General features: G+C 30.8%; 30 protein-coding genes. 5 read left to right on the top strand and 25 right to left on the bottom strand.

What is annotated here, in order from left to right:
* Positions 1-40 precede the first annotated feature (40 nt).
* Complete coding sequence (locus BLQ93_RS04855; RefSeq protein ID WP_092128585.1) at positions 41-493, top strand: peroxiredoxin; 453 nt, start codon at positions 41-43, stop codon at positions 491-493.
* Here BLQ93_RS04855 and BLQ93_RS04850 read toward each other — a convergent pair.
* From BLQ93_RS04850 to BLQ93_RS04800, 11 genes are all read right to left on the bottom strand, one after another.
* Positions 488-946 carry an N-acetyltransferase gene (locus BLQ93_RS04850; protein ID WP_092128584.1) on the bottom strand — a complete coding sequence of 153 codons (459 nt, stop codon included), beginning with the start codon at positions 944-946 and terminating at the stop codon, positions 488-490. The genes BLQ93_RS04855 and BLQ93_RS04850 overlap by 6 nt on opposite strands.
* Positions 943-2,208 (bottom strand): histidinol dehydrogenase, encoded by a 1,266-nt coding sequence (gene hisD, locus BLQ93_RS04845; RefSeq protein ID WP_092128582.1) that lies wholly within the window; start codon positions 2,206-2,208, stop codon positions 943-945. The genes BLQ93_RS04850 and hisD overlap by 4 nt, the downstream gene beginning before the upstream one ends.
* A 9-nt stretch (positions 2,209-2,217) precedes the next feature.
* Complete coding sequence (gene coaBC, locus BLQ93_RS04840) at positions 2,218-3,405, bottom strand: bifunctional phosphopantothenoylcysteine decarboxylase/phosphopantothenate--cysteine ligase CoaBC (RefSeq protein ID WP_092128581.1); 1,188 nt, start codon at positions 3,403-3,405, stop codon at positions 2,218-2,220.
* Entirely contained in the window at positions 3,398-5,041 is a 1,644-nt protein-coding gene (locus BLQ93_RS04835) for a putative manganese-dependent inorganic diphosphatase (RefSeq protein WP_025391778.1), read from the bottom strand. Before BLQ93_RS04835 ends, coaBC begins: the two co-directional genes overlap by 8 nt.
* Positions 5,038-5,595, bottom strand: coding sequence for an NUDIX hydrolase (locus tag BLQ93_RS04830; RefSeq protein WP_092128579.1), 558 nt, complete (start codon positions 5,593-5,595; stop codon positions 5,038-5,040). Before BLQ93_RS04830 ends, BLQ93_RS04835 begins: the two co-directional genes overlap by 4 nt.
* The gene (locus BLQ93_RS04825) at positions 5,588-6,493 is read right to left on the bottom strand and encodes a TIGR01777 family oxidoreductase (protein ID WP_025391780.1); all 906 of its coding nucleotides are present in this window, start codon (positions 6,491-6,493) and stop codon (positions 5,588-5,590) included. The genes BLQ93_RS04830 and BLQ93_RS04825 overlap by 8 nt, the downstream gene beginning before the upstream one ends.
* Before the next feature lie 9 nt (positions 6,494-6,502).
* A complete protein-coding gene (locus tag BLQ93_RS04820) occupies positions 6,503-6,871 on the bottom strand; it encodes a pyridoxamine 5'-phosphate oxidase family protein (protein WP_025391781.1) in 369 nt (122 codons plus the stop codon).
* Between the two features lie 57 nt (positions 6,872-6,928).
* Entirely contained in the window at positions 6,929-10,177 is a 3,249-nt protein-coding gene (locus BLQ93_RS04815) for an efflux RND transporter permease subunit (RefSeq protein WP_216818741.1), read from the bottom strand.
* The gene (locus tag BLQ93_RS04810) at positions 10,167-11,234 is read right to left on the bottom strand and encodes an efflux RND transporter periplasmic adaptor subunit (protein ID WP_159427495.1); all 1,068 of its coding nucleotides are present in this window, start codon (positions 11,232-11,234) and stop codon (positions 10,167-10,169) included. Before BLQ93_RS04810 ends, BLQ93_RS04815 begins: the two co-directional genes overlap by 11 nt.
* A 73-nt stretch (positions 11,235-11,307) precedes the next feature.
* Positions 11,308-12,087, bottom strand: a complete 780-nt coding sequence (locus BLQ93_RS04805; RefSeq protein WP_092128577.1) for an SDR family NAD(P)-dependent oxidoreductase — start codon at positions 12,085-12,087, stop codon at positions 11,308-11,310.
* Complete coding sequence (locus BLQ93_RS04800) at positions 12,084-12,389, bottom strand: carboxymuconolactone decarboxylase family protein (RefSeq protein ID WP_025391785.1); 306 nt, start codon at positions 12,387-12,389, stop codon at positions 12,084-12,086. Before BLQ93_RS04800 ends, BLQ93_RS04805 begins: the two co-directional genes overlap by 4 nt.
* Before the next feature lie 93 nt (positions 12,390-12,482).
* Here BLQ93_RS04800 and BLQ93_RS04795 point away from each other — a divergent pair, with 93 nt between their 5' ends.
* Complete coding sequence (locus BLQ93_RS04795; RefSeq protein ID WP_025391786.1) at positions 12,483-12,734, top strand: MoaD family protein; 252 nt, start codon at positions 12,483-12,485, stop codon at positions 12,732-12,734.
* The gene (locus BLQ93_RS04790) at positions 12,731-13,378 is read left to right on the top strand and encodes a HesA/MoeB/ThiF family protein (protein WP_092128576.1); all 648 of its coding nucleotides are present in this window, start codon (positions 12,731-12,733) and stop codon (positions 13,376-13,378) included. Before BLQ93_RS04795 ends, BLQ93_RS04790 begins: the two co-directional genes overlap by 4 nt.
* Here BLQ93_RS04790 and BLQ93_RS04785 read toward each other — a convergent pair.
* The 12 genes from BLQ93_RS04785 to BLQ93_RS04730 all read right to left on the bottom strand — a co-directional run bounded on the left by BLQ93_RS04785 (position 13,375) and on the right by BLQ93_RS04730 (position 20,569).
* Positions 13,375-13,854, bottom strand: coding sequence for a hypothetical protein (locus tag BLQ93_RS04785; protein WP_143338693.1), 480 nt, complete (start codon positions 13,852-13,854; stop codon positions 13,375-13,377). The two genes, BLQ93_RS04790 and BLQ93_RS04785, sit on opposite strands and share 4 nt — an antisense overlap.
* Before the next feature lie 22 nt (positions 13,855-13,876).
* Positions 13,877-14,500, bottom strand: coding sequence for a S41 family peptidase (locus BLQ93_RS04780; protein ID WP_245670445.1), 624 nt, complete (start codon positions 14,498-14,500; stop codon positions 13,877-13,879).
* On the bottom strand, positions 14,500-15,195 hold the full coding sequence (locus tag BLQ93_RS04775; RefSeq protein WP_092128570.1) for a S41 family peptidase: 696 nt from the start codon (positions 15,193-15,195) through the stop codon (positions 14,500-14,502). Before BLQ93_RS04775 ends, BLQ93_RS04780 begins: the two co-directional genes overlap by 1 nt.
* Complete coding sequence (locus BLQ93_RS09755; RefSeq protein ID WP_092128568.1) at positions 15,196-15,564, bottom strand: penicillin-binding transpeptidase domain-containing protein; 369 nt, start codon at positions 15,562-15,564, stop codon at positions 15,196-15,198. It lies immediately after the preceding gene.
* Between the two features lie 2 nt (positions 15,565-15,566).
* A complete protein-coding gene (locus BLQ93_RS09750) occupies positions 15,567-15,929 on the bottom strand; it encodes a penicillin-binding transpeptidase domain-containing protein (protein WP_092128566.1) in 363 nt (120 codons plus the stop codon).
* Positions 15,877-16,614 (bottom strand): penicillin-binding transpeptidase domain-containing protein, encoded by a 738-nt coding sequence (locus BLQ93_RS09745; RefSeq protein WP_092128564.1) that lies wholly within the window; start codon positions 16,612-16,614, stop codon positions 15,877-15,879. Before BLQ93_RS09745 ends, BLQ93_RS09750 begins: the two co-directional genes overlap by 53 nt.
* Positions 16,615-16,627: 13 nt before the next feature.
* The gene (locus BLQ93_RS04755; RefSeq protein ID WP_092128562.1) at positions 16,628-16,891 is read right to left on the bottom strand and encodes a hypothetical protein; all 264 of its coding nucleotides are present in this window, start codon (positions 16,889-16,891) and stop codon (positions 16,628-16,630) included.
* A gap of 93 nt (positions 16,892-16,984) precedes the next feature.
* Positions 16,985-17,986 carry an N-acetylmuramoyl-L-alanine amidase gene (locus BLQ93_RS04750; protein ID WP_092128560.1) on the bottom strand — a complete coding sequence of 334 codons (1,002 nt, stop codon included), beginning with the start codon at positions 17,984-17,986 and terminating at the stop codon, positions 16,985-16,987.
* A 187-nt stretch (positions 17,987-18,173) separates the two neighbouring features.
* Positions 18,174-18,569, bottom strand: coding sequence for a CZB domain-containing protein (locus tag BLQ93_RS04745; protein ID WP_092128558.1), 396 nt, complete (start codon positions 18,567-18,569; stop codon positions 18,174-18,176).
* A complete protein-coding gene (locus BLQ93_RS04740; protein ID WP_092128556.1) occupies positions 18,523-19,539 on the bottom strand; it encodes a GGDEF domain-containing phosphodiesterase in 1,017 nt (338 codons plus the stop codon). Before BLQ93_RS04740 ends, BLQ93_RS04745 begins: the two co-directional genes overlap by 47 nt.
* 32 nt (positions 19,540-19,571) lie before the next feature.
* Positions 19,572-20,054 carry a sensor domain-containing diguanylate cyclase gene (locus BLQ93_RS04735; RefSeq protein WP_272979386.1) on the bottom strand — a complete coding sequence of 161 codons (483 nt, stop codon included), beginning with the start codon at positions 20,052-20,054 and terminating at the stop codon, positions 19,572-19,574.
* A 263-nt stretch (positions 20,055-20,317) separates the two neighbouring features.
* Entirely contained in the window at positions 20,318-20,569 is a 252-nt protein-coding gene (locus BLQ93_RS04730) for a hypothetical protein (RefSeq protein WP_092128552.1), read from the bottom strand.
* A 104-nt stretch (positions 20,570-20,673) separates the two neighbouring features.
* Between BLQ93_RS04730 and BLQ93_RS04725 the strand changes: the two genes are divergently transcribed.
* Positions 20,674-21,069, top strand: coding sequence for an SCP2 sterol-binding domain-containing protein (locus BLQ93_RS04725; RefSeq protein WP_092128550.1), 396 nt, complete (start codon positions 20,674-20,676; stop codon positions 21,067-21,069).
* 9 nt (positions 21,070-21,078) lie between these two features.
* On the top strand, positions 21,079-21,822 hold the full coding sequence (locus BLQ93_RS04720; protein WP_092128548.1) for a phosphate/phosphite/phosphonate ABC transporter substrate-binding protein: 744 nt from the start codon (positions 21,079-21,081) through the stop codon (positions 21,820-21,822).
* Here the strand turns inward: BLQ93_RS04720 and sucD are convergent.
* Both sucD and sucC read right to left on the bottom strand, forming a co-directional pair.
* Positions 21,802-22,662, bottom strand: a complete 861-nt coding sequence (sucD, locus tag BLQ93_RS04715) for a succinate--CoA ligase subunit alpha (RefSeq protein ID WP_092128546.1) — start codon at positions 22,660-22,662, stop codon at positions 21,802-21,804. The genes BLQ93_RS04720 and sucD overlap by 21 nt on opposite strands.
* Positions 22,659-23,819: an ADP-forming succinate--CoA ligase subunit beta gene (gene sucC, locus BLQ93_RS04710; RefSeq protein WP_092128544.1), complete on the bottom strand. Its 1,161-nt coding sequence runs from the start codon at positions 23,817-23,819 to the stop codon at positions 22,659-22,661. Before sucC ends, sucD begins: the two co-directional genes overlap by 4 nt.
* Positions 23,820-23,847: the final 28 nt, after the last annotated feature.

The following is a 23,847-nucleotide window of genomic DNA, read 5'->3' as shown; positions in this document are numbered from 1 at the left end:
AAGGAGAGTTTTTTAAAGCTCTCCTTTTTTTGAGGTATTTATGGATATAAATAATAAAATAGAAAATATAAGTGCTTTGAGTACGGCTGGTGTTATTAATTTAGATGACTATAAAGGTAAAAAAAATATTGTTTTGTATTTTTATCCAAAAGACAACACAACAGGTTGCACAAAAGAAGCTATGGATTTTAATGCTCACTTAAGTGAGTTTGAGGCTTTAGATACAGTTGTTATTGGGGTCAGTATAGATACTATTGATTCTCATAAAAAATTTGCATCTAAGTACGATTTAAAATTTCCACTCATTACTGATTCTGATAAAATATTAGTTGAACTATTTAATGTAATAAAACCAGAAAGCAAAAGAGGCTCTGCGAGACGAACTACTTTTTTGATTGACAAAAATCTTAATATAGTTTACGTATGGCGTAATGTAAAAGTTTCAAATCATGCTCAAGCGGTTATAGACAAAATTAAAGAGCTAAAATTATAACTTAATGATTAAAGCCTCTTCATTGCAATCTGGAAATAAAGGGCACTTTATACAGTCTTCCCATATTTTCTTTAAAGGGAGGTCTTTTTTGTTAATAAGCGCAAAACCCATTTTTTTAAAAAATTCAATTTGAGTTGTAAGTGCAAATACTTTTTCTATACCTAATGCTTTAGCTTCTTCTAGTTCTTTTTCTACTAATTTTCTACCAAGCCCTTGTTTTTGATAATTTTCATCTATTGTAATAGTGCGAATTTCTGCTAAATTAGGATAAAAAATACGCAGACTGCTTGTTGCTATTACTTTTGAACCATCTTTTGCAATAAAAAATTCCCTTATGCGTTCAGCTATATCTTCAATGGGTCTTGGCAAGACTACATGAGTTTTAACAAATTTATCAATTAGATTTTTCATTTGAGCGCAATCAGATATTGTTGGTTTTACTATTTCAATCATAGCCTTACCTTAAGTGCCTGAGCATGCGCAAATAAACCTTCGTATTCAGCAAATTCTATGGCAAATGGTGCGTCTTTTTTCATTGACTCATAGCTGTAATGTACTATGCTGCTTTTTTTCAAAAAGGTTTCAGCAGATAAAACGCTTGAGAACTTTGCTGTTTGAGATGTAGGCAATGTATGGTTTGGACCTGCAACATAATCTCCTAGCGTTTCACATGAGTAATCTCCAATAAATATTGCACCAGCATTTTTAAATGAATTCATAAAAATATATGGATCTTTTACTTGAAGTTCTAAGTGCTCTGGTGCAATTTCATCAATTATGCAACCTGCAAGATCCCTGGTAGATTTAATAAATAGGGCATTTAAAGCAGATTTTGAAGTTATATTGCTTCTATTTGTTAATTTTGAAAGCTCAAAAAATTTTTCACTAATTTTTTTTATACATTCATCATTAAAACTTAAATAATACACTTTTGCGTTTATATCGTGTTCTGCTTGAGATAATAAATCATATGCAGCGTATAATTTTTCGCAATTATCTGCTACAATCATTACCTCAGATGGTCCCGCAATCGAGTCTATGCCTACTTCTCCATAAACCAATTTTTTTGCAAGAGCAACATAAATATTTCCAGGACCAGCTATAACATCCACTTTTGGTATACTTTGCGTACCATATGCTAATGCAGCTATAGCCTGAGCACCACCAACTTTAAAGACATTTTTAATATCATATAATTTTGCAATATAAAGCAATAACTCATTTATATAACCATCTTGAGCAGGAGTGCAAATATTTATTTCTTCTACGCCAGCCACATATGCAGGTATTATTGTCATAAGCGCAGTTGAGGGATAAAAAGCTTTTCCACCTGGTATATATAGTCCCGCTTTTTTTACGCTTGTTATTCTTGTACCCAAAATTATACCGTTTTGCTCTATAATACAGGTTTTTGGTAAAAAAGCTCTATGAAAGTTTTCTATTTTTTCTTTTGCATATAAAATTATATCTTTTTGTTTTTGTGTTATATTATTAATAGCTTGTTCAAATTCATAATCACTGACCTTTATATTATTATGATTTGCATTGAAATTATCGAATTTCTGGCAATATTCAAATAAAGCTTCATCTTTTTTTTCTTTAATATCTTTTATAATTTGTCTAACTGTGTTTTCTTGTTCTTCATAATTATTTTGTTTTAAGTATGATTTAAGTTTTTCAATATCGTCTTTTGTGTTAATTTCAAGATAGTTCATAATTTGCTCCTACAATAGTTTTAAAATATTATATGCAATTTCTTTTTTAGTCATAAAAGGTAAATGTTCTATTTTGCCATCCTTAAATATTATTGTTACTTCGTTATTTAAACTCCCAAAACCTATATCTTTTCTGGAAACATCATTTAAAACAATAAATTCTAACCCTTTTTTGTCTATTTTTGCTTTTGCATTTTCTATTAAATCATTTGTTTCTGCTGCAAAACCAATTAACTTGATATGAGGATACTTTTCTTTTAGGGTTTTTGATATATCAGGATTTTGGACAAGTTCTAATATAAACGTGTCCTTATTTTGTCTTTTAATTTTGTAATTGCTTGTCTGCTTTGGTTTAAAATCGGAAACAGCGGCAGCCATAATTACATATGTGTCTTGTTTGCTTTTTTGTATTTGAGTATCAAGTGCATTTAGCATTTCTAAGGCAGTTTTTACATTTATGCGGTTAACACCGAAAGGTGTTTCTAAATTAGAAGGGCCGCTTATTAATATGGATTCTGCACCCATATTAAAAGCCATTTGAGCCAATGCAAAACCCATTTTACCACTTGAATAATTACTAATAAAGCGAACAGGATCAATTTCTTCTCTTGTAGCTGAAGCAGTTGTAATAATTGTTTTTCCCTTAAGCGATTTTTCAAAAAATACTGATTCAATACAATCTTTTATTTCTTCTACTGATGCTATATGACCTCTACCAACACTATTGCAAGCAAGCTCTCCTACCGTAGGTTCAACAAAAATAAAGCCACGTTTTTTTAGCAAAGCAATATTTTCTTGCGTTGCGGTATTTTCATACATTTTTGTGTTCATAGCTGGTGCAATAATTTTTGGTTTATCGCTTGCAAGTGTAGCCAGACTTACCGGGCAATCTGCAATTCCGTAGGCAATTTTTGCTATAATATTTGCTGTTGCTGGTACAATGGCGATTGCATCTGCCCAATTTGCAAGTTCTATATGAGAAATGCCAAGAAAGCTGTTTTCTTGCATAACATCAGTGTAAACTTTATTTGAGCTTAAAGACTCAAAGAGGATGCTTGATATAAATCCTTGAGCTTCTTTTGTCATGGCGACCTTTACTTCAAAGTTTTCTTTTCTTAAAGACCTAATAAGTTCGCAAGCTTTGTAAATAGCAACTGACGCACTAACGCCAATTAGTATTTTTTTGCCTTCAAACATTTTTAACCTCGGATTCAAGCAAATTGAGAATTTCTGGGAGTAATTGCTTTTTTCTGGATAAAACACCTGGCAGGTAATAAACGCCTTCTTCTATTTTTTTGAAAGGCAGTTTTTTTTCTATCGGGTGATTCGAAGTAATAAGTATGCTATTTGCAGATATTATATCGCTAACAAGCAGCATTGTCCAATCAAGATTTTTTTCTTGTTTTTGCAATTGTATCTGACTAATCAATTTTTCTTTAATTTGATCCAATGCATTTAAATTTGTTGTTTCAACTTGAGATATGCCAAATTTCAAACCAAACTCTTCATATGGTTTAAAATCACTATCTAAAATATCTTTTGGGTTTCTTGTAGTTATATCGTCTGATTGGGCAAATAGTGCTTTTGTATAATCTATTGTGTCAACTTGAGCAATCACTGAAAGCTCGTCAATAACTCTTAAATCAATATCAGTGGTTGTTGGTGATTTTCCCCCAACCGTATCTGATAAAATACCAGAAAGCAGCACAATTGCTATTTGTCTTGGTATATCAATATTGTAAAACTTATAAAGCTCGCTTACAAGTGTGCAGGTTGAGCCAACAGGTTTTGCATAGAAAAATATTGGATAGGTGGTTTTTATGGGGGATAATCTGTGGTGATCAATAATTTCTAATATCGTTGCAGTCTCAATTCCGTCTACTGCCTGATTTTGTTCGTTGTGATCAACTAAAATGACTTTGTTTGAGAATTTTTTTATCACATCAGACCTTGTAATTATGCCAGTCAATTTATTATTATCTACTACGCTTAATGCACGGTTTGTGTCTTCAAGTAATAATTCTTTTGCTTTTTCAATATACTCAGTAGAGTTTACATATTGGGCATTTTTGCTTGCAAAACTGTTTACCGGAACAGACAGTATAATTTTATGTAGTGTTTGAGAAGTGTCTAGAGAACTTACATATACATTACCTTTAAAATTAGAAAAATCAATTGCTTCTAACTCACTTTTTGTTTTAATACCAGTTATTACGATTGTATGAGCTTTGTTTTCTATAGCGTATTTTAGTATTTTTAGTCTTTTGCCAACAATAAGTACCACTTTGGAAATATCTAATTTATCAACAAATTCTTTAAAATTTTCAAAAGGCATTGCACCAACAACAATTTGAGCTTCAACCGGACCTTTTTTCCCTGTTTTATACAAATAGCCAGGCAAAACTTTTTCAAAATTTTCAATGTTTAGTGTGTATGTGAGCCTTTGGTTTATTGTGTTCATAAAGAAATTTGAAATTTCAAAAACACTAACTATACCTTTAAAATTGTTTTGTTCATCCACAACAGGCAACACACGTATATTTTTATTTTTTATATTATCCATTACTTCAAAAAGCGGTGCATTTTCGTTTACGCTAAAAACATTTTTTGTCATTACATCTTTTACTTTAGGGTATATATCTTTTATTAAAACGGGGGGATTTAAATTAAGGTTTTTAAACACAAACGATGTTTGTTTATTTAAGTTACCGCACCTTGCACTTATATAGTTATTTTGATTGTCTATTTGATTTTTTAAATAGGCATAAGCAAAAGCTGCGCAAACACTATCTGTATCTGGATTTTTATGACCTATTACGAAAATATCGCTCAATTTAACCCCCCCCTTAGGATATGCTTTAATAAATTGTTCAATATTCTAGCTGTAGCCCCCCAAATAATTTCGGATTTATATTCTATCAAATATGTAGTAAAAATTCTACCTTTATATTCGAATTGTTGAAGCTTTAATGGGTATTTATTTATCAAAAAATCTAAAGGTACGCTAAAGACATAATCCACTTCGCTTTTATTTATGCAAAAATTATTATTTTTTAAAATACCTACAAATGGATAGACAATAAAATTTGAACTAAATGTAACTGTTGGTTCAATCTGACTCACAATTTCAATATTTTTATGGTCTATACCTATTTCTTCGCAAGTTTCTCTTATTGCTGTAAATTTGACATTTTTGTCTTGAGGTTCTTTTTTACCTCCAGGGAATGCAACTTGAGCAGAGTGAATCGACCCATCATCAATGCGTTTTATAAAATATATTTCCCAATTATCTTTTTTGTAAAAAGGTATCAAAACACCTGCTATGATACCGTCAGATTTTATTTTTTTTACAATTTTTATATTTTTTAGTATATTTATATCAAACATTTACATAAAGATCTTTTATAGCCTCTTCTAAATAGTTATATTTGAATTTGAAACCTGTTGATAAAATTTTACTTATATCAACTCTGCTACCTTCCAAAAGTATGTTGGCCATTTCTCCGTATAAGCTTTTTAATACAAAAGATGGGACATTAAATGGCCAAAATGGTTTATGAAGCACTTTTGCAATTGTTTGCATGAATTCTTTGTTTGTTTTTTGATCCATACTTGAACAATTGTATGCACCACTTAAATTTTCATCTTCAATAGCTTTTAGATAAATGTTTACCAAATCATCAATATGAATCCATGTTACGTATTGTTTGCCACTGCCAAGTGCACTTGCAACACCCATTTTTATGGGCTTTATTATTTTACTTAGCGCTCCGCCGTCTTTGTCTAAAACCATAGAGGTTCTTAGTTTAACTACCCTTGTGTTTAATAGTTGAAATTGATCGATTGACGATTCCCAGTTTTTACAAACATTTCCTAAAAAATCATCTCCAAAAGGGTCAGTTTCTTTAAATATATGGTTGGATGTCACAGCACCATAACAGCCTACAGCAGACGCACTTACTATACATTTAAAACTTTTGTTTATTTTTTTTGCTGTATTAAATAAAAGATTAGCAGAATTTACTCTACTATCTAAAATAAGTTGTTTTTGATTTTTGCTCCATGGTTTTTCACCAATATTGGCGCCAGCTAGATGCACAATGCAATCAGATTCTTCTATAGCTTTGATATCAATCTGATTTTGCTCTATATTCCATGTATAAACTTTGTAATTTGAATTTTCCTGTTTTCTACTAAGTATAGCAACACTGTGACCTTTTTGATCTAAAATTTTAGATAATTTTCTCCCTACAAGACCAGTGCCACCTGTAATTAATATATTCATAAATATCCCCTATTTTACTAAAATGGGAAGCTCTTTTTCAACTTCAAAATATACAAGCGCTTTTTCTTGTGCTAAAACCTCTGGATCATCGTATTTATGACGCAACATTTCGTTAATTTTATTTTGATCTTTTTCTTCTTTTATTTTTTTTAGGTAAAATCTTTTTCCCTGGTAGTTTTCCTGTAAAAACATATACGCTGCTTTTGGGTTTGATTGAATATTTGCGTAACTGAGTTTATTTAACATAATAAAAGCAATCGTTTTTTCATCAATTACAAATGGTTTTGCATAAAGTGCTATATCAACATTTCCAGAAGAATCAGCAGTTGCAAGTATACCAGTACCTTTAGCATTTTCAAAAAACTCTTTTAAATTCATAAATACCTCCATCATTTTAATTATAATTTACAGTCTTAATTTTATAAGTCAAGCTATTCAAGCTTTATTAAATTTTTTAACAAATCTTATTTGCCAGATGTAATAAATTAGCGGTATAACAATAAGTGTTAATGCAGTTGATATAAACGTACCAAAAACAAGAGATATAGCAAGTCCTCCAAACACAGGGTCTGTAATCATTATTGCAGAACCAAAAACTATTGCCAGAGCAGTTAATAGAATTGGTCTAAACCTAACAGCTCCTGCTTCGATAAGAGAATCCTCAAGAGAATTACCTTTTGACATATAATCTAGCATAAAATCTATCAAAAGCAGCGAATTTCGCACAACTATTCCAGCTAAAGCAATGACACCTATCATTGAAGTTGCACTAAAATACTGATTTAAAAGCCAGTGGCCCCAGAAAACACCTATAAGTGTCAAAGGAATTGGTATCATAATTATAAAAGGCATCATAAATGATTTGTAGTATGCAACTAAAATTAGATAAATAAATAAAAGCGCAACAATAAATGCCCCACCTAAGTCTCTAAATACATCCAGTGTAAGACGCATTTCTCCGCCCCAAAGGATTTGATAGTGACTGATATCGTGAGGCTGAGATTGATTTAACCCTAGATTGGCAGTTGTCAATTTTATGCCATTTGGCAGTATATGGTTATCGAGCCAATTGTTGAGTGTTAATACAGCATAAATTGGGCTTGACCTTAAAAGATCACCTTCAATATAAACTACATTATGCTGATCTTTACTAAATATTGGTTTGTTTGCTAGGGTTTTTTCCACATGTGCAATACTTGATAATGGTACACTTTGACTATTTGGAAGTGTAATTTGCAAATCCATAATTTGAGTAAGGCTTGATCTATCAGATTTTTTTAGTTTGATAATAATATTGTGCGGTTCCTGAGCGGAATTTGAATGTAAGCTCGTTACATCAAGACCATTTACCAAAGCATTTATTTGGCTTGCTACAGCGTAATCATTCAATCCCATCAATGCAATTTTTTTCTTATCAAGAATAATCTTATACTCGACTACATTTTGGCCAACAGAATCATCTACGTTAGAGATACCGTAAATTTTTTTAAAATCCTGTTTTATATAATGTGCACTCAAGCGCGCTACATTATAATCAGGTCCATAAAGTTCTGCAAGTACCTGAGCTTGTACTGGGGGTCCAGGTGGTTCTTCAAAAAGCTTTATACGTGTCCCCTCATATTGCTTTTCAAGAGGTTCAATTTGTTTGTATACTGCCTGAGCTATCTGGTGAGAAGTTTTGTTGCGTTTTTGTTTAGATATCAAATTTACCCTGATTTGAGCTAAATTACTTGCCTTTCTAAAGGAATCGTTTCTAACTAATGCAGCAAAATCTGGTGGTGCAGTTTCCCCTAAAAATACTTGATAGTTTGTAATATATGGGTTTTTTGCAAGTTTATCGCATACTGCTTGAGTTATTTTTTGTGTAAATGCAATTGAAGAGCCATCTTTAGCATCTACTTCTATTAAAAAAGTGTTTGTATTGTCGTTAGGCAACATTTTTACACCGACACCAAAAGTGCTTAAAGGTCCATTTAATCCTTGAGGTCTTACAAATTGCCAAGCAGGCAAAAGCAAGCTTATAAATAATGCCACAAGAACAATCCCTAAAAATATATTTCTTTTTACTCTAGATGTAATTAAAGGTGTGATTGTTTTTACATAAGCTTTATGTAAAAAATTTTTATGTTCTTTTGCTTTTGATGAGTATACTTCTTTTTTTAAAAAAATATTTGAAGCCCACGGGACAACAATATATGAAATAAGCAAAGATGTAACCATAGCAATCGGTACATTTATAGGGATTGGTCTCATAAAAGGACCCATCATTCCACCAACAAAAGCCATTGGTACAAATGCTAGAATAACTGCAACTGTAGCAATATTTGTAGGATTTCCTATTTCATTTGTAGCAAGTATTAAAGATTCCTTGAAGTCTTTTACAGGACAACAGCTTATGTGTCTGTGAATATTTTCTATAACAACAATTGCAGCATCAACAAGTAAACCAAGTGATAGTATAAGTGCAAATAATGTAATTCTATTAATGCTTTGCCCTATAAGCCAACCAATACCGAGCACCACAAATACTATTAAAGGTATTGTTACTGTTACAATTCCAGCTTCTTTATATCCCAAAAAAAATAGCAAAATAACAACAACTACCAAGATTGATATTCCAAGATGCTCAATTAGTGTATTCACGGCATTATTTGCTTTTTGACCATCATTTTTTGTTATAGTAACGTTTATATTCTCTGGTAGTGCTTCTTTTTCAAATCTATTAAGTTTTTCTTTTATTTGATTTGCAACAACCACTGCGTTACTGCCTGCCCTTTTGGCTAAAGCTATTGTAACAGCTGATTGAGGTAAATTTATATTTTTTTTAGCTGCAAGACCATCATAAAATATCGAATTTGTATAGGTATGGGCAGGACCTTCAACAATGTCTGCTACATCCTTTAAAAAAAAAGGTTTACCATCTTTTGCTCCAATTACAATATTTCCAACATCTTCCGTATTTGTTAGTTTGCTTTCGATCTTGATTGGTATATTTTTATTATCTGTTAAAATTGAACCAGCACTGAAATTTACATTGCTTGCACCAATTGTGTTGATTAATTGATTTACGCTTATGCCATAAGAAGACAGTTTTTGAGGGTTAATCCATACAACAATAGATTTTGGAAAACCTCCGTATATATTTGTAAGGCCTACATTTGGTACGCTTCTTAACTGTTCAACAAGTCTTAATGCAACTGATCTAAGTTTTTCTTGAGGAAGTGTTTTAGAACTCAGCGTAATTGTCTCTATAGGAACATCATTTATGCTGATAGATTTAACAAGTGGTTGAAGTGTGCCAGGTGGCATTCTATCCATATTGCGCATAATTTGATTATAAAGCTTCAGCAAGCTTTTTTCTTCATCTTGTCCAACATAGAATTGTACAGTTACCATTCCAATATTATCTTGAGCGTAACCGTATGTATGGTCCACTCCAGATATAGCAGCAACAATTGCTTCAAGTGGCTTTACTACCTGGTTGTTCATTTCCTGAGCATTAAAACCAGGTCTTTGAATAATTATTGTTGCAGAGGGAACGACAATTTCTGGGTTGTACATGCGCGGTGTTTGATAAATTGCTAAAATTCCAAAAATGCTTACCGCTATCATTATTAATAATGTTATTTTAGACTCAAGAAAGCTTTTTGCCAGTTTGCCAGCAATGTTAAGCTTATCTGTCACCTATTACATCACCATTATTAATTGCAGAGAGGTTTGTGGTTGCAATTTTATCATTTGGTTCAAGACCAGATAGTATTTCTACAAAGTTGCCTCTTTGGTGACCAGTTTCTACCATCTGGTAATTTGCAATATTGTTTTTTACAACTATTACACCTTCGATGCCAGCTCTTTTTAAAATACACGATTTAGGCACTAAAATAACTTTTTTATTACCAACAGGAATTAGTGCTATTGCATATTCACCTGCCTGCACATATTCATTTGGCTCAATTTTTGCTTTTACAAGGTAAGTATGTGTAATATTGTCAGCTTTTGGGGAAATAGTGCTTATAGTTGCTTTAAAAGTTTTTTTGTTAATTACTATTGGTATTTTTTCTCCAATGGTAATATGCTTTAAAGAATTTTCATCGACATAAAACTTTACCTCCAAATCATTTGGATCAATAAGACTTATAATTGGCTGCATGGGAGAAACTACCTGTCCTGCATCAACAAATTTATTTGCTACAACGCCATCAAAAGGAGCCCTAATATTAAAATAGCTCATTACGCTACTTGCACCATTGTAAGCAGCTTTTGCAGAAAGCAATTGAGCTTTAGCAGTTTTGTATTGCATTTGCATTTTTTCAAACTCTTCTTTAGATATCACATTTTCTTTATAAAGATTTGCGTATCGTTCGTAATTGGCTTTAACAAAATCTAAATTTGCCTGTGCTTGATTAACATTCTGACGCATTTGTTCAATTGTATTTTGGGTTTGTATGGGATCAACTACAACAAGTAACTGCCCTTTTTTGACATGTTCTCCTATATTAACAAGAATTTTATCAACTCTCCCCAGATAAAATGTAAACTGATTAAGAGGGCTTGAAGAAATATTAATATCTTTTTTTGAAATTATCGTAGCAGGAAAACTTGCATAATTAGTAACTTCCGTTTGTTTTACCGTATAAAGTTTTGATTGTACATGTTCAATCTTTGGCTCTTGCTTATTATTTGAACAACTCGAAATAAAAATTACAAAAAATAACAATATGAATTGTGCTAGTAACTTCACTTGCCCCCTCCACGATTCAAATCGTACCAAAAATTAATAAATTTTCAATCTGAGTATATAATATATGACAAATTTAGTCAACTTTTATATCATTTATATTGCATAATTTTAAACTTAATTCCCAGAGTTTTTCTTGAATATGTAAGTTATACGAGATTGCTTTAGACTTTGTAGGAATTGCATTGACAAAGTACATTCCTGTATATGAATTTTTTTGGATTGTTTGAAGTGTTTTTAAGATATTTTGTGCACCTTTTTCTACACTTTCACCAATAGGTCCCCAGTTATTAATAAGCATTTTTGTATTTATTACACCAGGGTGAGCTGCATTTACTAAAATACCAATATTTTTTAACCTTTGAGCTAAGTAATAGCTGAATAATATGTTGCAAAGTTTTGATACAGAGTAAGCTTCATTTGGATCATAAGAGCTTGGTTTTTCTAAATCATCAAATTCGATATAATCAGCGTGAATCATAGAGCTAATATTTAAAATAATTTTCGGATAAATCTTTTTTTCTAAAAGTTTAAGTGTAAGATAAAAATGAGACAGGTAATTCACTGCAAATGTAAGTTCAAATCCATCACAGCTCAGTTGATAATTTTTACTATATATTCCAGCATTGTTTATGAGTATATCAATTGGTTGTTTTTCTATTATATAAACTATATTATCAATTTCTTTTAAGCACGCAAGGTCCGCCACAATACCATCGCAACCAATTGTTTTTTTTGTTTCTTCCACTTTTTTTGGATTTCTTCCATGAATAATAACTTCGATTCCATTTGTAGCAAAAAGTTGGGCAGTTTTTTTACCTATACCATCAGTTGAACCTGTAATTAACGCTTTCATTTTATAATATCTCTAACCCAGCTAATGGCGGCAGCAACTTTTGGAAACCCAATTGTACTAACAAGTGCAATACAAACGCCTATTATTTCATTATTTGTAGCACCTGCTTGAAGTGCTCTTCGTGTATGAGAATGCACTGCACCTTCGCTTCCTATAGCACAAGCTGCTGCAAGCTGAACCAATTGTATAGTTTTTTCGTCTAAATTTGCTGTTTTTTTTGCAACTTTACCTAAATTTTCAAGTGAATTAATAAATTCGGGAAAATCTTTTTCTAAATCAATGTAAAAATTAGGCTTATCCATTTTAATACCTCCAGTTTTGTTTTACAATATAAGCGAATTTTTAAACTTTTCAATCTTACTTGAAAAAAAATTATATGTTTTTATATTAAAAATATGTTAGTAAGATTTTATTCAACTTTACGTGAAAAAAAAGGAAAAAGCGTAGAAATTAATACTGAGTATATAAATATAAAATCTCTGATAGATTTACTTGGGATATCAAATTATATATTAGATAATAACAATCTTTTGGCTGGTACCATGATTTTGGTTAATGGCAAAAATATATCTCACTTAAATGGTTTGGATACTATTGTTCAAAATAGTGATAGTATAGATTTTTTCCCACCTGCTGCAGGCGGATGAGTTTTTTTGACAGACAGATCCCGGTTTTAGGCGATATATGCCAGGAAAAGCTTAAAAATTCAAGAGTTTTTGTAGGTGGCGCTGGTGGTTTGGGTTGTATTGTGTGTGAATTACTTGTAAGGTCAGGTGTTGGAAAATTGTATATTGCAGATTTTGATGTAATAAGCGAATCCAATATTCATAGACAGTTGTTATATACAACGCACGATATTGGAAAACAAAAAAATCTTACAGCAAAAGAAAAATTGGATTCAATTGGGTTCAATTGCCAGGTTGAGATTTTAGGAAAAATTGATGAGGATTTTTTGTTACCTGATGTTGATGTAATTGTTGATTGTTTTGATAATAAAGATTCAAAGAATTTGCTTAGTAGATTGGCTTTTAAAAATAATATTTATTTCGTTCATGCCGGTGTATCTGGTTATTTTGGTCAAATATCCACACTTAAAGATAAAAAATTGGAAGATGTTTTTTCATTTGGTGATCAGGAAAATTATATTTTGCCATACACAGTAGGTGTAGTTGGAAGTATACAGGCAATGGAGGTTGTAAAAATCATCTGTTCACTTAAACCAAACCTGTTGGATAAAATACTCTGTATTGATTTACTAAATTATAGTTTTGATACAATAATATTAAATTAAACGCTAAAATCAATTAAGCTCATATTTATAGTGTCTTTTGCATATTGTTCAATAGCCTTAAAGGCTTGCTTTTGAAATTTTAAGTTTTCGATTTTTCTCAATATTTCGTCTTTTTGGACAGGATTGTTTGTATATTTTTCTTGTTCTTTTAATTGATTAATCTGATTATTTATATTGGGTACTAATTGTTTATAATATTTGTTTTCATCTTTTTTGGGACAATAGACAATAACCTGGGATTTTCCGCTTGTTGCAGCTAAATACTCACCTTGTTTGCTAATATTTAATGATACGCTGCTTGATACAACATAACAGCCTTTTTGAATAGCTTGCTTTTTAAAACGACTTATATTATCGGCCTCATGGGTTGAGACTCTGCCAATTGAAAATGCGGCGCTGGAGGGAGCACTTGAGCCCCACTCACCAGGATCAAGCTTATAATGAAGAATAGGATCTAAATTTGAAAAATTAATCATATTCAAAGTATAACTTTAAAATCTAGCTTTTCAAGTAACTATAACACGCTTTGGCACTTTGTGGACACTTTTGAATCTCTTCATCTAATACTTTTATTGCTTGTTTTATTATAAATTCATTTTTAAGATGTTTGGGTTCTTTTGTATTATTATCAATTAATATTTCTTGAGGTTTTTGTAATATTGCTTTTTTGCTTGTTAAGTGGTGTAAAAGTTCATTTTCTCTTAACACAAATTCATCTTCATTTTTCTTTTTTATTTCGATATTTGGCACAATACCTTCTGCCTGAATACTAAAACCATTTGGTGTATAGTATTTTGCTACTGTTAATATTAGAGCATATCCCCCCTTAAGTGGTATAACATCCTGAACATTACCTTTACCAAAACTTCGTTGACCTATTACAATTGCTCTATTATGATCTTTTAAACAACCAGTTACAATTTCTGCAGCAGATGCAGTACCAGAATTAATTAGCACTACGTGTGGTTTTTTAAAAATTGGCTTATCTGTTGCATAGATTGTCTGGTCATTATCAGGGTTTCTTCCTTTGATTGAAACTATAACACCTTTATTTATAAACATATTTGAAACTTTGGCAGCTTCATTGAGAAGTCCGCCAGGATTGTTTCTTAAATCTAAGATTAGACCTTTAATGTGTTTTTTTCTAATTTTGATAATGCATTGTTTAATTCGCTTGCAGTGTGGTCTCTAAATTGTATTATTTTAATATAGCCAATATCGCCAAAAAGTTTTGTGTCAATATTTTTAATATGTATTATTGCCCTTTTTAACTTAAAAATTAAGGGTTGACCTACGCCTTTTCTTGCTATAGTGAGCTTAATGTATGTGCCTGGTTTACCTCTCATTAACTTAACAGCTTTTTCTAAACTCATTCTAAATGTAGAAATATTATTTATTTTGAGAATTACATCGTTAGCTTTTATACCAGCTTTATATGCTGGTGTGCCGGGTAAAGGAGACACTACAGTCAAAAAATTATCTTTTTTGTCTATCACTATTCCAATTCCACCAAAGTGGCCTTTCATTGTTGTTTGCATATTTTTGTATTCCTGAGGTGTTAAAAATTCTGAGTGTGGATCAAGTGAGCTAACCATGCCTTTTATTGCATCAATAATTAGCTTAGAAGTAGGTATTTTTTCAACATAATCTGATTGTACAATATTTAATACCTCACTGAATATTTTAATTTGTTTTTGAGGTAGATTGCTATTTTGGTTAGCAACTGCCTTTGATGTAACACTAAACCCAAAGTATAAGAAAACAACCAGTATCAAACAAATAAACAATAAAGTGAAAAACTGTAATTTTTTAGACATTTATTGCCCCCAAGCTATTTTTTTTATATTATTATTTATTGTATTGTTTCCAGGTATTTTATAATATGCAGCCAAAAATGACGCCATTTTTGCTACGTAAGGTGCTGCCACAACTCCGCCGTAATTTACTCCTTTTGGGTCAACAACTGTTATCAATATAACAAATCTCGGTTTGTTTAGTGGAAATATAGCTACAAATGATCCGATATATTTTTTTTTGCTGTAACCACCGTGACCATTTGCTACTTGAGCAGTACCTGTTTTGCCACCTATTGAATAATTTTTTAATTGAGCATAAATTCCTGTACCGTATTTAACAACATCGGCTAGTATATGTTTTACTTTTTTTACAGTTTGAGGTTTTAGTATTTTTACGAAGTGTTCTTTATATTATTATTTTGTGGTTTTTTGATATATAGTTTAGCACATGTGGTGTAATAAGATATCCCCCCATTTGCAATTGCACAGTATGCCCTTGCAAGCTGGATTTGTGTTACACTTATCCCTTGTCCAAAAGCCATTGTTGCTAAATCAAAGGGACGTAAGTTCACATAATCTTTAACAATACCACTTTCTTCACCTGGCAAATCTATGCCTGTTTTTTTTCCAAAACCAAATCTCCATAGGTATTTATAAAAGATTTTTTTATTTTCTTTAAGAGCAATTTTTGCAGAGCATACATTACTTGAGTATGCAAATACCTGATCGAACCTTGTGCTTATTATCTTCAACATCTTCTATAACATGTCCAAATACTGGCCAATACCCGTTGTCGCACCACAAAGTTTCATGACCATTGAAGATACCTGAATTTAGTGCACTACTCATTGTGACGATTTTAAATACACTTCCTGGTTCAAATAAAAAATTAATTGGCATATCTTTTATACGAGAGTAGTTTGTGTAATCATAATATTTATTATCATTGTAACCTGGAACATCATCCATAGCTAGAATTGCTCCATCTGGCTTCATTACTATACCCATAGCCATTTTTGCTTTATGTTTTTTTAGAGTTGATTTGAGTAGATAATGAAGGTAGCTTTGAACAGTTTCATTTATGGTAAGATGAATATTGTCACCATTTTGAGGTATTTTAGTATAATTCAAATTTCCATAAGGTGTTAGATAAACTTTTTCAAAAATTTTTTGACCTTCTAAATACATATTGTATTGCTTTTCAACACCTATAACACCGTTTCCATTTTCATCAACAAAGCCAATTATATGAGAAACTGTATTTTCGTATGGGTAGTAACGTTCCTGTAGTTTTTGCAAGCCAAAACCAAGCGGTATATTTATTTTAACATAGTGGTAATACTTTATTGGCAATATACCGATATTTATATATTGTTTTTTAGGATTTTCTTGAATTATATCTTGTATGTTGATATTAAATACTTTATCAACAAAATTCAAAAATTTAGTATTATCAATTTTTTTTTTGGTTTTTTAAGTAATATTTTGGATCAATAAATAAATCATACAAAAATAGATTTGTTGCCAAAATCTTACCTTTTGAATCAAATATAAAGCCTCTTTTGCCTTGTACTTGAACTGTTGGGTCCACATCATTTGTATAGATTTGTTTATAACGTTTTTCGCTTAAAAACTCTATACAAAAAGCCCTCACAATACTTATTGAAAAACACGCTATTATTACAAAAAAAATTGTCTTGAACCTAATAATTTTCATAAAAATTTTATAGTTTTACAAAAAGTACCCTTAAAAGTAGTTACATAAATGTTGACAAAAAAGCAATAGTACTTAATAGGATAATTAGTATTTTCATTTTCTTACCTCATTTTTCGCAATTTGAGTTTTCTTTAAAATAAAATAGTTATAAATAGCATTTGCTAAATCCTGCGAAAGTATATTTCTAAAACCTGCTGAACCAAGTAAACTTTCTTCATAATAATTTGATATATAGGCATATTCTATTAAAACTGCTGGCATTGCCGTAGTATATCTGATTACATATAGGTTATCTTTTACAGTACCATCATCTTTTAAGCCCAGTTTTTCAGATATGTAATTTTCTAAGTATTTTGCAAAAGGATAGGAATCCTCGTGCCAGTAATACGTTGTTGTTCCATGCATGTTGGGGTCTGTGGAAGCATTACAATATAAACCTATAAATAAATTTGCACCACTTTCATTTGCCAGTTGTGTCCTGGTAGAAAGTGGTACAAAGACATTTGAGGTTCTATCTAGTTCTACAGAGATACCTTTTTCTTTAAGGTATTTTGCTAATTTTAAAGCTACAGAAAGATTAACAAATGATTCGGGTAAACCAGCTGGTCCAACACCACCTGGATCGTAACCCCCATGACCTACATCTATAAAAACTTTAAACCTTTTTGCTTGTTGAATTTGGGCTGGTGTTGAACAAATTTGAGGTTGTGTTGGTTCGCTAACATTTGGGCTGATAATGGTTACCATTTTTTGGGGATTAATTTGAACTGTTTGAACAAAAAATGATTGGTTTTGCTCTGTTTGAATAGTGCATCTAACAATATTTGGATTTAAGCTATATTGAACAAGCGTAATACTATCTATACCTGGTATTTTGTTATATAAAACTTCACTTTTACCAGTCAAAATAGCGTTTTTAAAGGATACGACAAAATAATGTTTATTATTCAAAGTAAAACTTGATTTTGTATATTTTGGTTCTGAGTTTGAACTTATTAAAATTGTTTGATTAGCAACATCAATAGATGTTAATTCTACAGCATATGAAGTTTTTACAAATATGAGAATGCAAAAAATGGCAATAATAAGTTTCATAATCACCCCAAGAACTAATAAATTCTTAGCAGATAACTATTATATTGAGCTTGAAAAATACTTGCATATTTATGAAAAACCAAGCGTATTGGATTTGAATTATTTTGTAATAAAATTTTGCAGGTAAAAATTATCAAATTGCTTATTTAACAGCATAATTTTGTATTTTAAGCTATTAAATAAAAAATTAAGTTTTTCTTCGTTTTTTTCTAAAAATATTTTTTTCATAAAGCGGGTAGACCGAGTAATACCATTTGCCAAAATCGCATTTTTTATGGTCAAATTCAATAATTTTTGATAAATCGTTTAGTTGTTTGTCTGAATCATTGTTTTGCAAAATGTTTCTTATTATTTTAAAATACTTATAAATAAAATACTTTACTTGAGCTATTTTTAAATTCAGTATTTTTGAATTATTTTGCTGAAATTCTATGAATGTGCTATCTGGTTTGAAATTTTTTACAAAATTTATGAATTCATGGTATGGTATTGGTTTTGAAATAAAATAACCCTGAAGTAAGTCGCAAGGTAGGTAGTTAAAAAGAAAGAAAAGATACTCGTTTTCTATGCCTTCTTGTTTCAAAATTTAATTCATTTAGCATGCTAAGCATATGAGAGCTTATGATAGCAGATTCCTGATTGTTTTGCAGATCCATAATATAATTTTGGTCTAGTTTTATGTTAGAAAAAGGGAATTTTTTTAAACTCAAGATAGAAGAGTATCCTGTTCCAAAATCATCCATTGAAAAGTTTATACCGAGGTTTCTTAGAGCCTGCATTTTTTGTATTGTTTTGTTTTCATCGCTTAGGGCTATAGATTCTGTAAGCTCTATTTTTATAAAGCCTGGGTCTGTTTTGTATTTATCGATAAGCACAATAAAGGTATCCAAAAAGTTATCTGTCAGAAATGTTCTGCCTGTTATATTTACAGATATTATTATTTTCAAGCCTTCTTTTATTATTTCATTTATACTTTCTAATGCTTTTTCTAAAACATAAAAATCAAGTTTTTCAATAAGATCTGAGCTTTCTGCAAAAGGAATAAAATAAAATGGAGAAAGTAAACCTTTTTCTAGATGATTCCATCTGATTAAGGCTTCTGCATGAGTTATAGCTTTTGAGTGTGTATTGTATATTGGCTGGAAGTAAAGCTCAAACTCTTCAAATTCTATTCCATGTATTATTTTATTTGTTAGCATAAAGCCATTTATAAATTCTTCATATATAGAGTTATTAAAAAACACGCACTGATTTTTACCAAGTTGTTTTGCTTTTCTACATGAAGCCTGAGCGTAGTTTACGAGTGTATTTATATTATCTGAATCTTTTGGATAAAGCACAATGCCAGCACTAGCTTTTAAGAAAATTTCCTGACCATCAATTTTGAAACTTTTTTGCCTTATTTTTTCAATAGTGTTTCTTGTAAATTTTACGATATTTTGTTCTATAATAGAGCGCTTTAGAAAAATAAATTCATCTGATCCAAACCTGCTTACTATGTCTTTTGGATCAGCTAACTGTAATCGTAGAAAATCAGCAAATTCCTTTAGCAATTGATCGGTTTTTTCAATACCAAATTTTGTATTTATGAAAAGTTATCTAAGTCTATATAGACTATAGCAAACGATTCATTTTTTTCGATGATTCTTTGAGCTTGCTCAAAAAAGCCAACCTGGTTTATAAGCTTTGTTAAAGGATCGTGATATATGTTATAGCTAGCCTGCTCTTGTGCTTTTTTTAATTCTGTTAGATCTGTGAAAAAGCTAAAATAATACGATATATTTCCGTTTTCATCTTTAATTGTTTTTATAAAAATAATCTCTTCGTAGATCTCGCCATTTTTTCTTTTATTATAAATCTTACCTTCAAAATGACCATTATGGATTAATTTGTGCCACATGTCTTTATAGAAATCTTTTGAATGATAGTTAGATTTAAGAATCGAAGGATTTTTGCCTTTTGCTTCTTCAAAACTATACCCTGTAATGTTACTGAAAGCTTTGTTTGTATAAATTATCTCATTTTTGCTGTTTGTTATTACCACACCCTGGTAACTGTTTTCAACTATGTCTTTTAAAAGGATTAAATCTTTTTCTTTTTTAGAAATAAGTATTGCTGCTTTAATTGCGTAGGAAAAGTTGGTTAAAATTTCTGAAGTGCGTTTGTCAAAATAGTTTTTGTATTTTGAGTATAACAGTATAAATCCGCAATCAAAGTCATTTATTTGAAAAATAAACCCAAATATTGAATTAAAACCATAAATTGTGGCAGCGTTTTTTAGATAAGACAGTCTTTGATCTTCTAAAACATCATTTGATACAAATGCATTATCTAAGTATTTTTTAGTATGTTTATCTGGTAGTTTCTTAAGGTTTCATCTTTTGTGTATTGAGTGGCTTTGCCTTTTGCTTTACTTAAAGTTAAGTGCTTATCGCAGAATATACCAATCCATGCAAGCTCTAAATCTAAATAATCAAAAACTAAATCAAGAAGAATATCAAAATTTAGCTTTTCAAAGTCTTTAATTAAAATAGAATAGGTTTTATAGATTATATCATCGAGGTTGTTTTTGGTTTGATTCATAAATGAAATTATACAAAAACTAATTTTTAAATCAAATTATTTATGTAAAATATTGAATATATAATTGAATTATATTATAAACTTAAAGAGATGTAGGGGGTTATGTGTCTGTTTTGTTTATGAGTGAGGATTGGATAAAATTGGTTGCAAATCAATGGAATACAAATAACCAAATTATACAGCAAGATTTAAGAAATTTTACTGCAAGCTGGGAATACTATATTGAAGACAGGCCTAATTTGCCACATTTAATGATGGTATGTGAAAAAGGAAAAATTGTTTTTGCAGGTAAAAAAGATGAGAGAATATGTGATTTTGAGATGTGGACTTCACTGGAAAACTGGAAAAAAATCTTAAATAAAGAAATATCGTCCAAAATGGCATTAATGAGCAGAAAACTAAAATTTAAAGGTTCAATGATGACAGCTTTAAAATACATGAAAGCATTTGAAATTCATTTAAATATATTGGGAGAAATTGAAGCAGATTTTGATATTTAGGGGTTTTATATGATTAGATTTAGTGTTGATCCTAATTATGCTGGTAAAAATTTACCCGGATGGTTTATGGTTGCCTCATATTTACAAAAAAGCATAGGCCAAAGGGTTAAGTTTATACCGTATAAAGATTTCGATGAGGCACGAAATGCAGTGCTTTCTGGCGAAATTGATATAGTTTATGCAAACCCTTTTGATTGGGTTTTTTTTATGAATGAAATAGGTTTTTTGCCTATTGCAAGACCTCGCAATCACTTTGATGAAGTTATTATTTGTTCAAAAAAATATAAAAGTTATTTAGAACTTACAAAGCCAATAAATATAATATCTGCTCACAAAAAAACATTTGTGCATATGGTGGGTTTGTTTTTGCTTGAGAAAGCCGAAATTGATTTAGATAGTTGTAAATTTAATTTTTCTGGTAGCTATCAAAGTGTAATAAAAAATGTTTTGCAATCAGAGTACGATATAGGATTTGTTTTAAGCGAAGTTTATGAAAAATCATCAGTTATTATTAAAAATCAACTTAATATTTTAGATGTTTCAAACGATGGTTTTGTTTTTCATGCGTTTTGTATATCACCACGTTTAATTGAATTACAAAAAAGCATTACTGAGTCAATTTTGAATTTTAATAGTAAATTATTAGATGATATTGGTTTTGAAGGTTTTGAAACAATTAGCGAAGATGAAATTTTTACAATATCTAGTCTTGCAAATGAATATATTGGAAGTTTAAATCGAGAGGCTTCTTAAAAAATAGTTAATTTCAAATGGGTTTTTAGCTACAAGACAAACATTAGATAACGCTTCAATTTTTGCCTGAGCAGATTCGTCTTTTATAGATACAATTGCTCCAGCATGACCCATCTTTTTTTGTTTTGGTGCATTTTTGCCAGCAATATATGCAATAACTTTTTTTGACATGCTTTTGATTGTATCTATGGCTTGAGTTTCTAAAATCCCGCCAATTTCGCCAATCATAATAACACATTTAGTTTGGGGATCATCTTCAAAAAAATTTAATACTTCAGCAAAACTCATACCCAAAACTGCATCACCACCAATACCTAAAGCTGTCGAAATACCATAACCTGCTTCTTTTAACTGCAAAGCAATCTCATACATAAGTGTACCAGACCTTGAAACCAGGCCAATATTGCCTTTGTTAAATATTTGCTCTGGCATGATACCAAGCTTGCACTCATTTGGTGATATTATACCTGGTGTATTTGGACCAATGATTTTCATGTCACTTTTTTGCGCAAATGCTTTGACTTTTAACATATCTTGCAAGGGTATGCCTTCTGTTATTACAATCGCTAGTTTTATACCCGCATCTTGGGCTTCTAATATGGCATCTGCAGCACTATTTGCAGGCACAAATATCAAGCTTGTATCTGCCTGCACATGCTGTAGAGCTTGATTGGCACAATTAAAAACAGGAATATCAAGTCCTTCAACGTATGATTTACCAAAGCTAACACCTGCTACAATTTTTGAACCGTATTGCAAGCAAAGTTTTGTATGCAATATACCTTGCTTGCCAAGACCCTGTACTATTGCTTTAGTTGATGTGTTAATTAATATACTCAATTTTTTTCTCCAGCAAGAAGTATGGTTTTTTCAATGCCTTCTCTTAAGTTTTTTGCCATACTGATGTTGCTTTTTTTATAAGCATTTAAAATATCAATTGCTTCTTTTTTGTTTGCACCTTCAAGTCTAGCAACAATCGGCAAATTAAAGCTATAGGCATCGCAGAAATCTACCAAAGCTTGTGCAACTATATCGCATCTTACAATGCCTCCAATAATATTGACAAATATAACTTTTACCCTTGTATCCTGGTAGATAATTTCTAACGCTTTAAAAATTGATTCTTTGGTAGCACTGCCTTTTATATCCAAAAAATTTGCACATTTGCCACCGAAGTCTTCTATTGTATCCAAACAAGCCATTGCAAGCCCTGCCCCATTAACCACCATAGCAATATTTCCATCTAGCCTTACATAATTTAAGTTATTTTGGCTTGCTTGAAACTCAAGGGGCTCTTGTTGTAATATGTCTGTATATGATAGGATTTTTTCCTGTCTAAAAAGTGCGTTATCATCTATTACAATTTTTGCATCAAGTGCAAAAAAATCACTACCGGTATCAAGCAAAGGGTTTATTTCTAAAAGCTCTGCATCGATATCTTTGTAAAGCATAAAAAGTTTTGATATTAAAATTACAAAATTATTTGCTTTATCTTTTTCAAAATTAAAAGCGCATGCCGCTTTTTTTGCGTAAAATTTGGAAAAACCCAGAAGTGGATCTATACAGACCGTATTGCTTTTGTTTACTTTGAAGGTTTCTTGAATATCTACTCCACCTTCTTTTGAAACAAGTATAGTATTGCATTGATTGTTTCTATCCGCAAAAATGCTTACATATAGCTCTTGATTACCCAGTAGAGCTTCTTCAATATAGACAGCAGATACAATTTTTCCTTCTTTTGGCGTTTGTGGCGTTATTATGCGTTTGCCTAAGAATTTTTTACAGAAGCTAATAGCTTCTTGCTTATTATAAATTTTTTGAATGCCACCAGCTTTGTTTCTTGCTCCCGCGTGAATCTGCACTTTTGCAATGTAGGTTTTACCTGTTTCAAATGGTATGCTATCTATTTGTTTCGTATTTGTTACGACAAAACCTTTAGGTATATTTACACCATATCTTACTAATAATTCTTTTGCTTGATATTCGTGTATATTCATTTGTAAACTACATTAGCATACTTTAAAC

Origin of the sequence: Desulfurella multipotens (genome assembly GCF_900101285.1) — a bacterium.
In the GTDB taxonomy this organism is placed as follows: Bacteria; Campylobacterota_A; Desulfurellia; order Desulfurellales; family Desulfurellaceae; genus Desulfurella; species Desulfurella acetivorans.
Note: the sequence above shows the minus strand (reverse complement) of the source record. Positions and strands in the feature narration are given on the sequence as shown.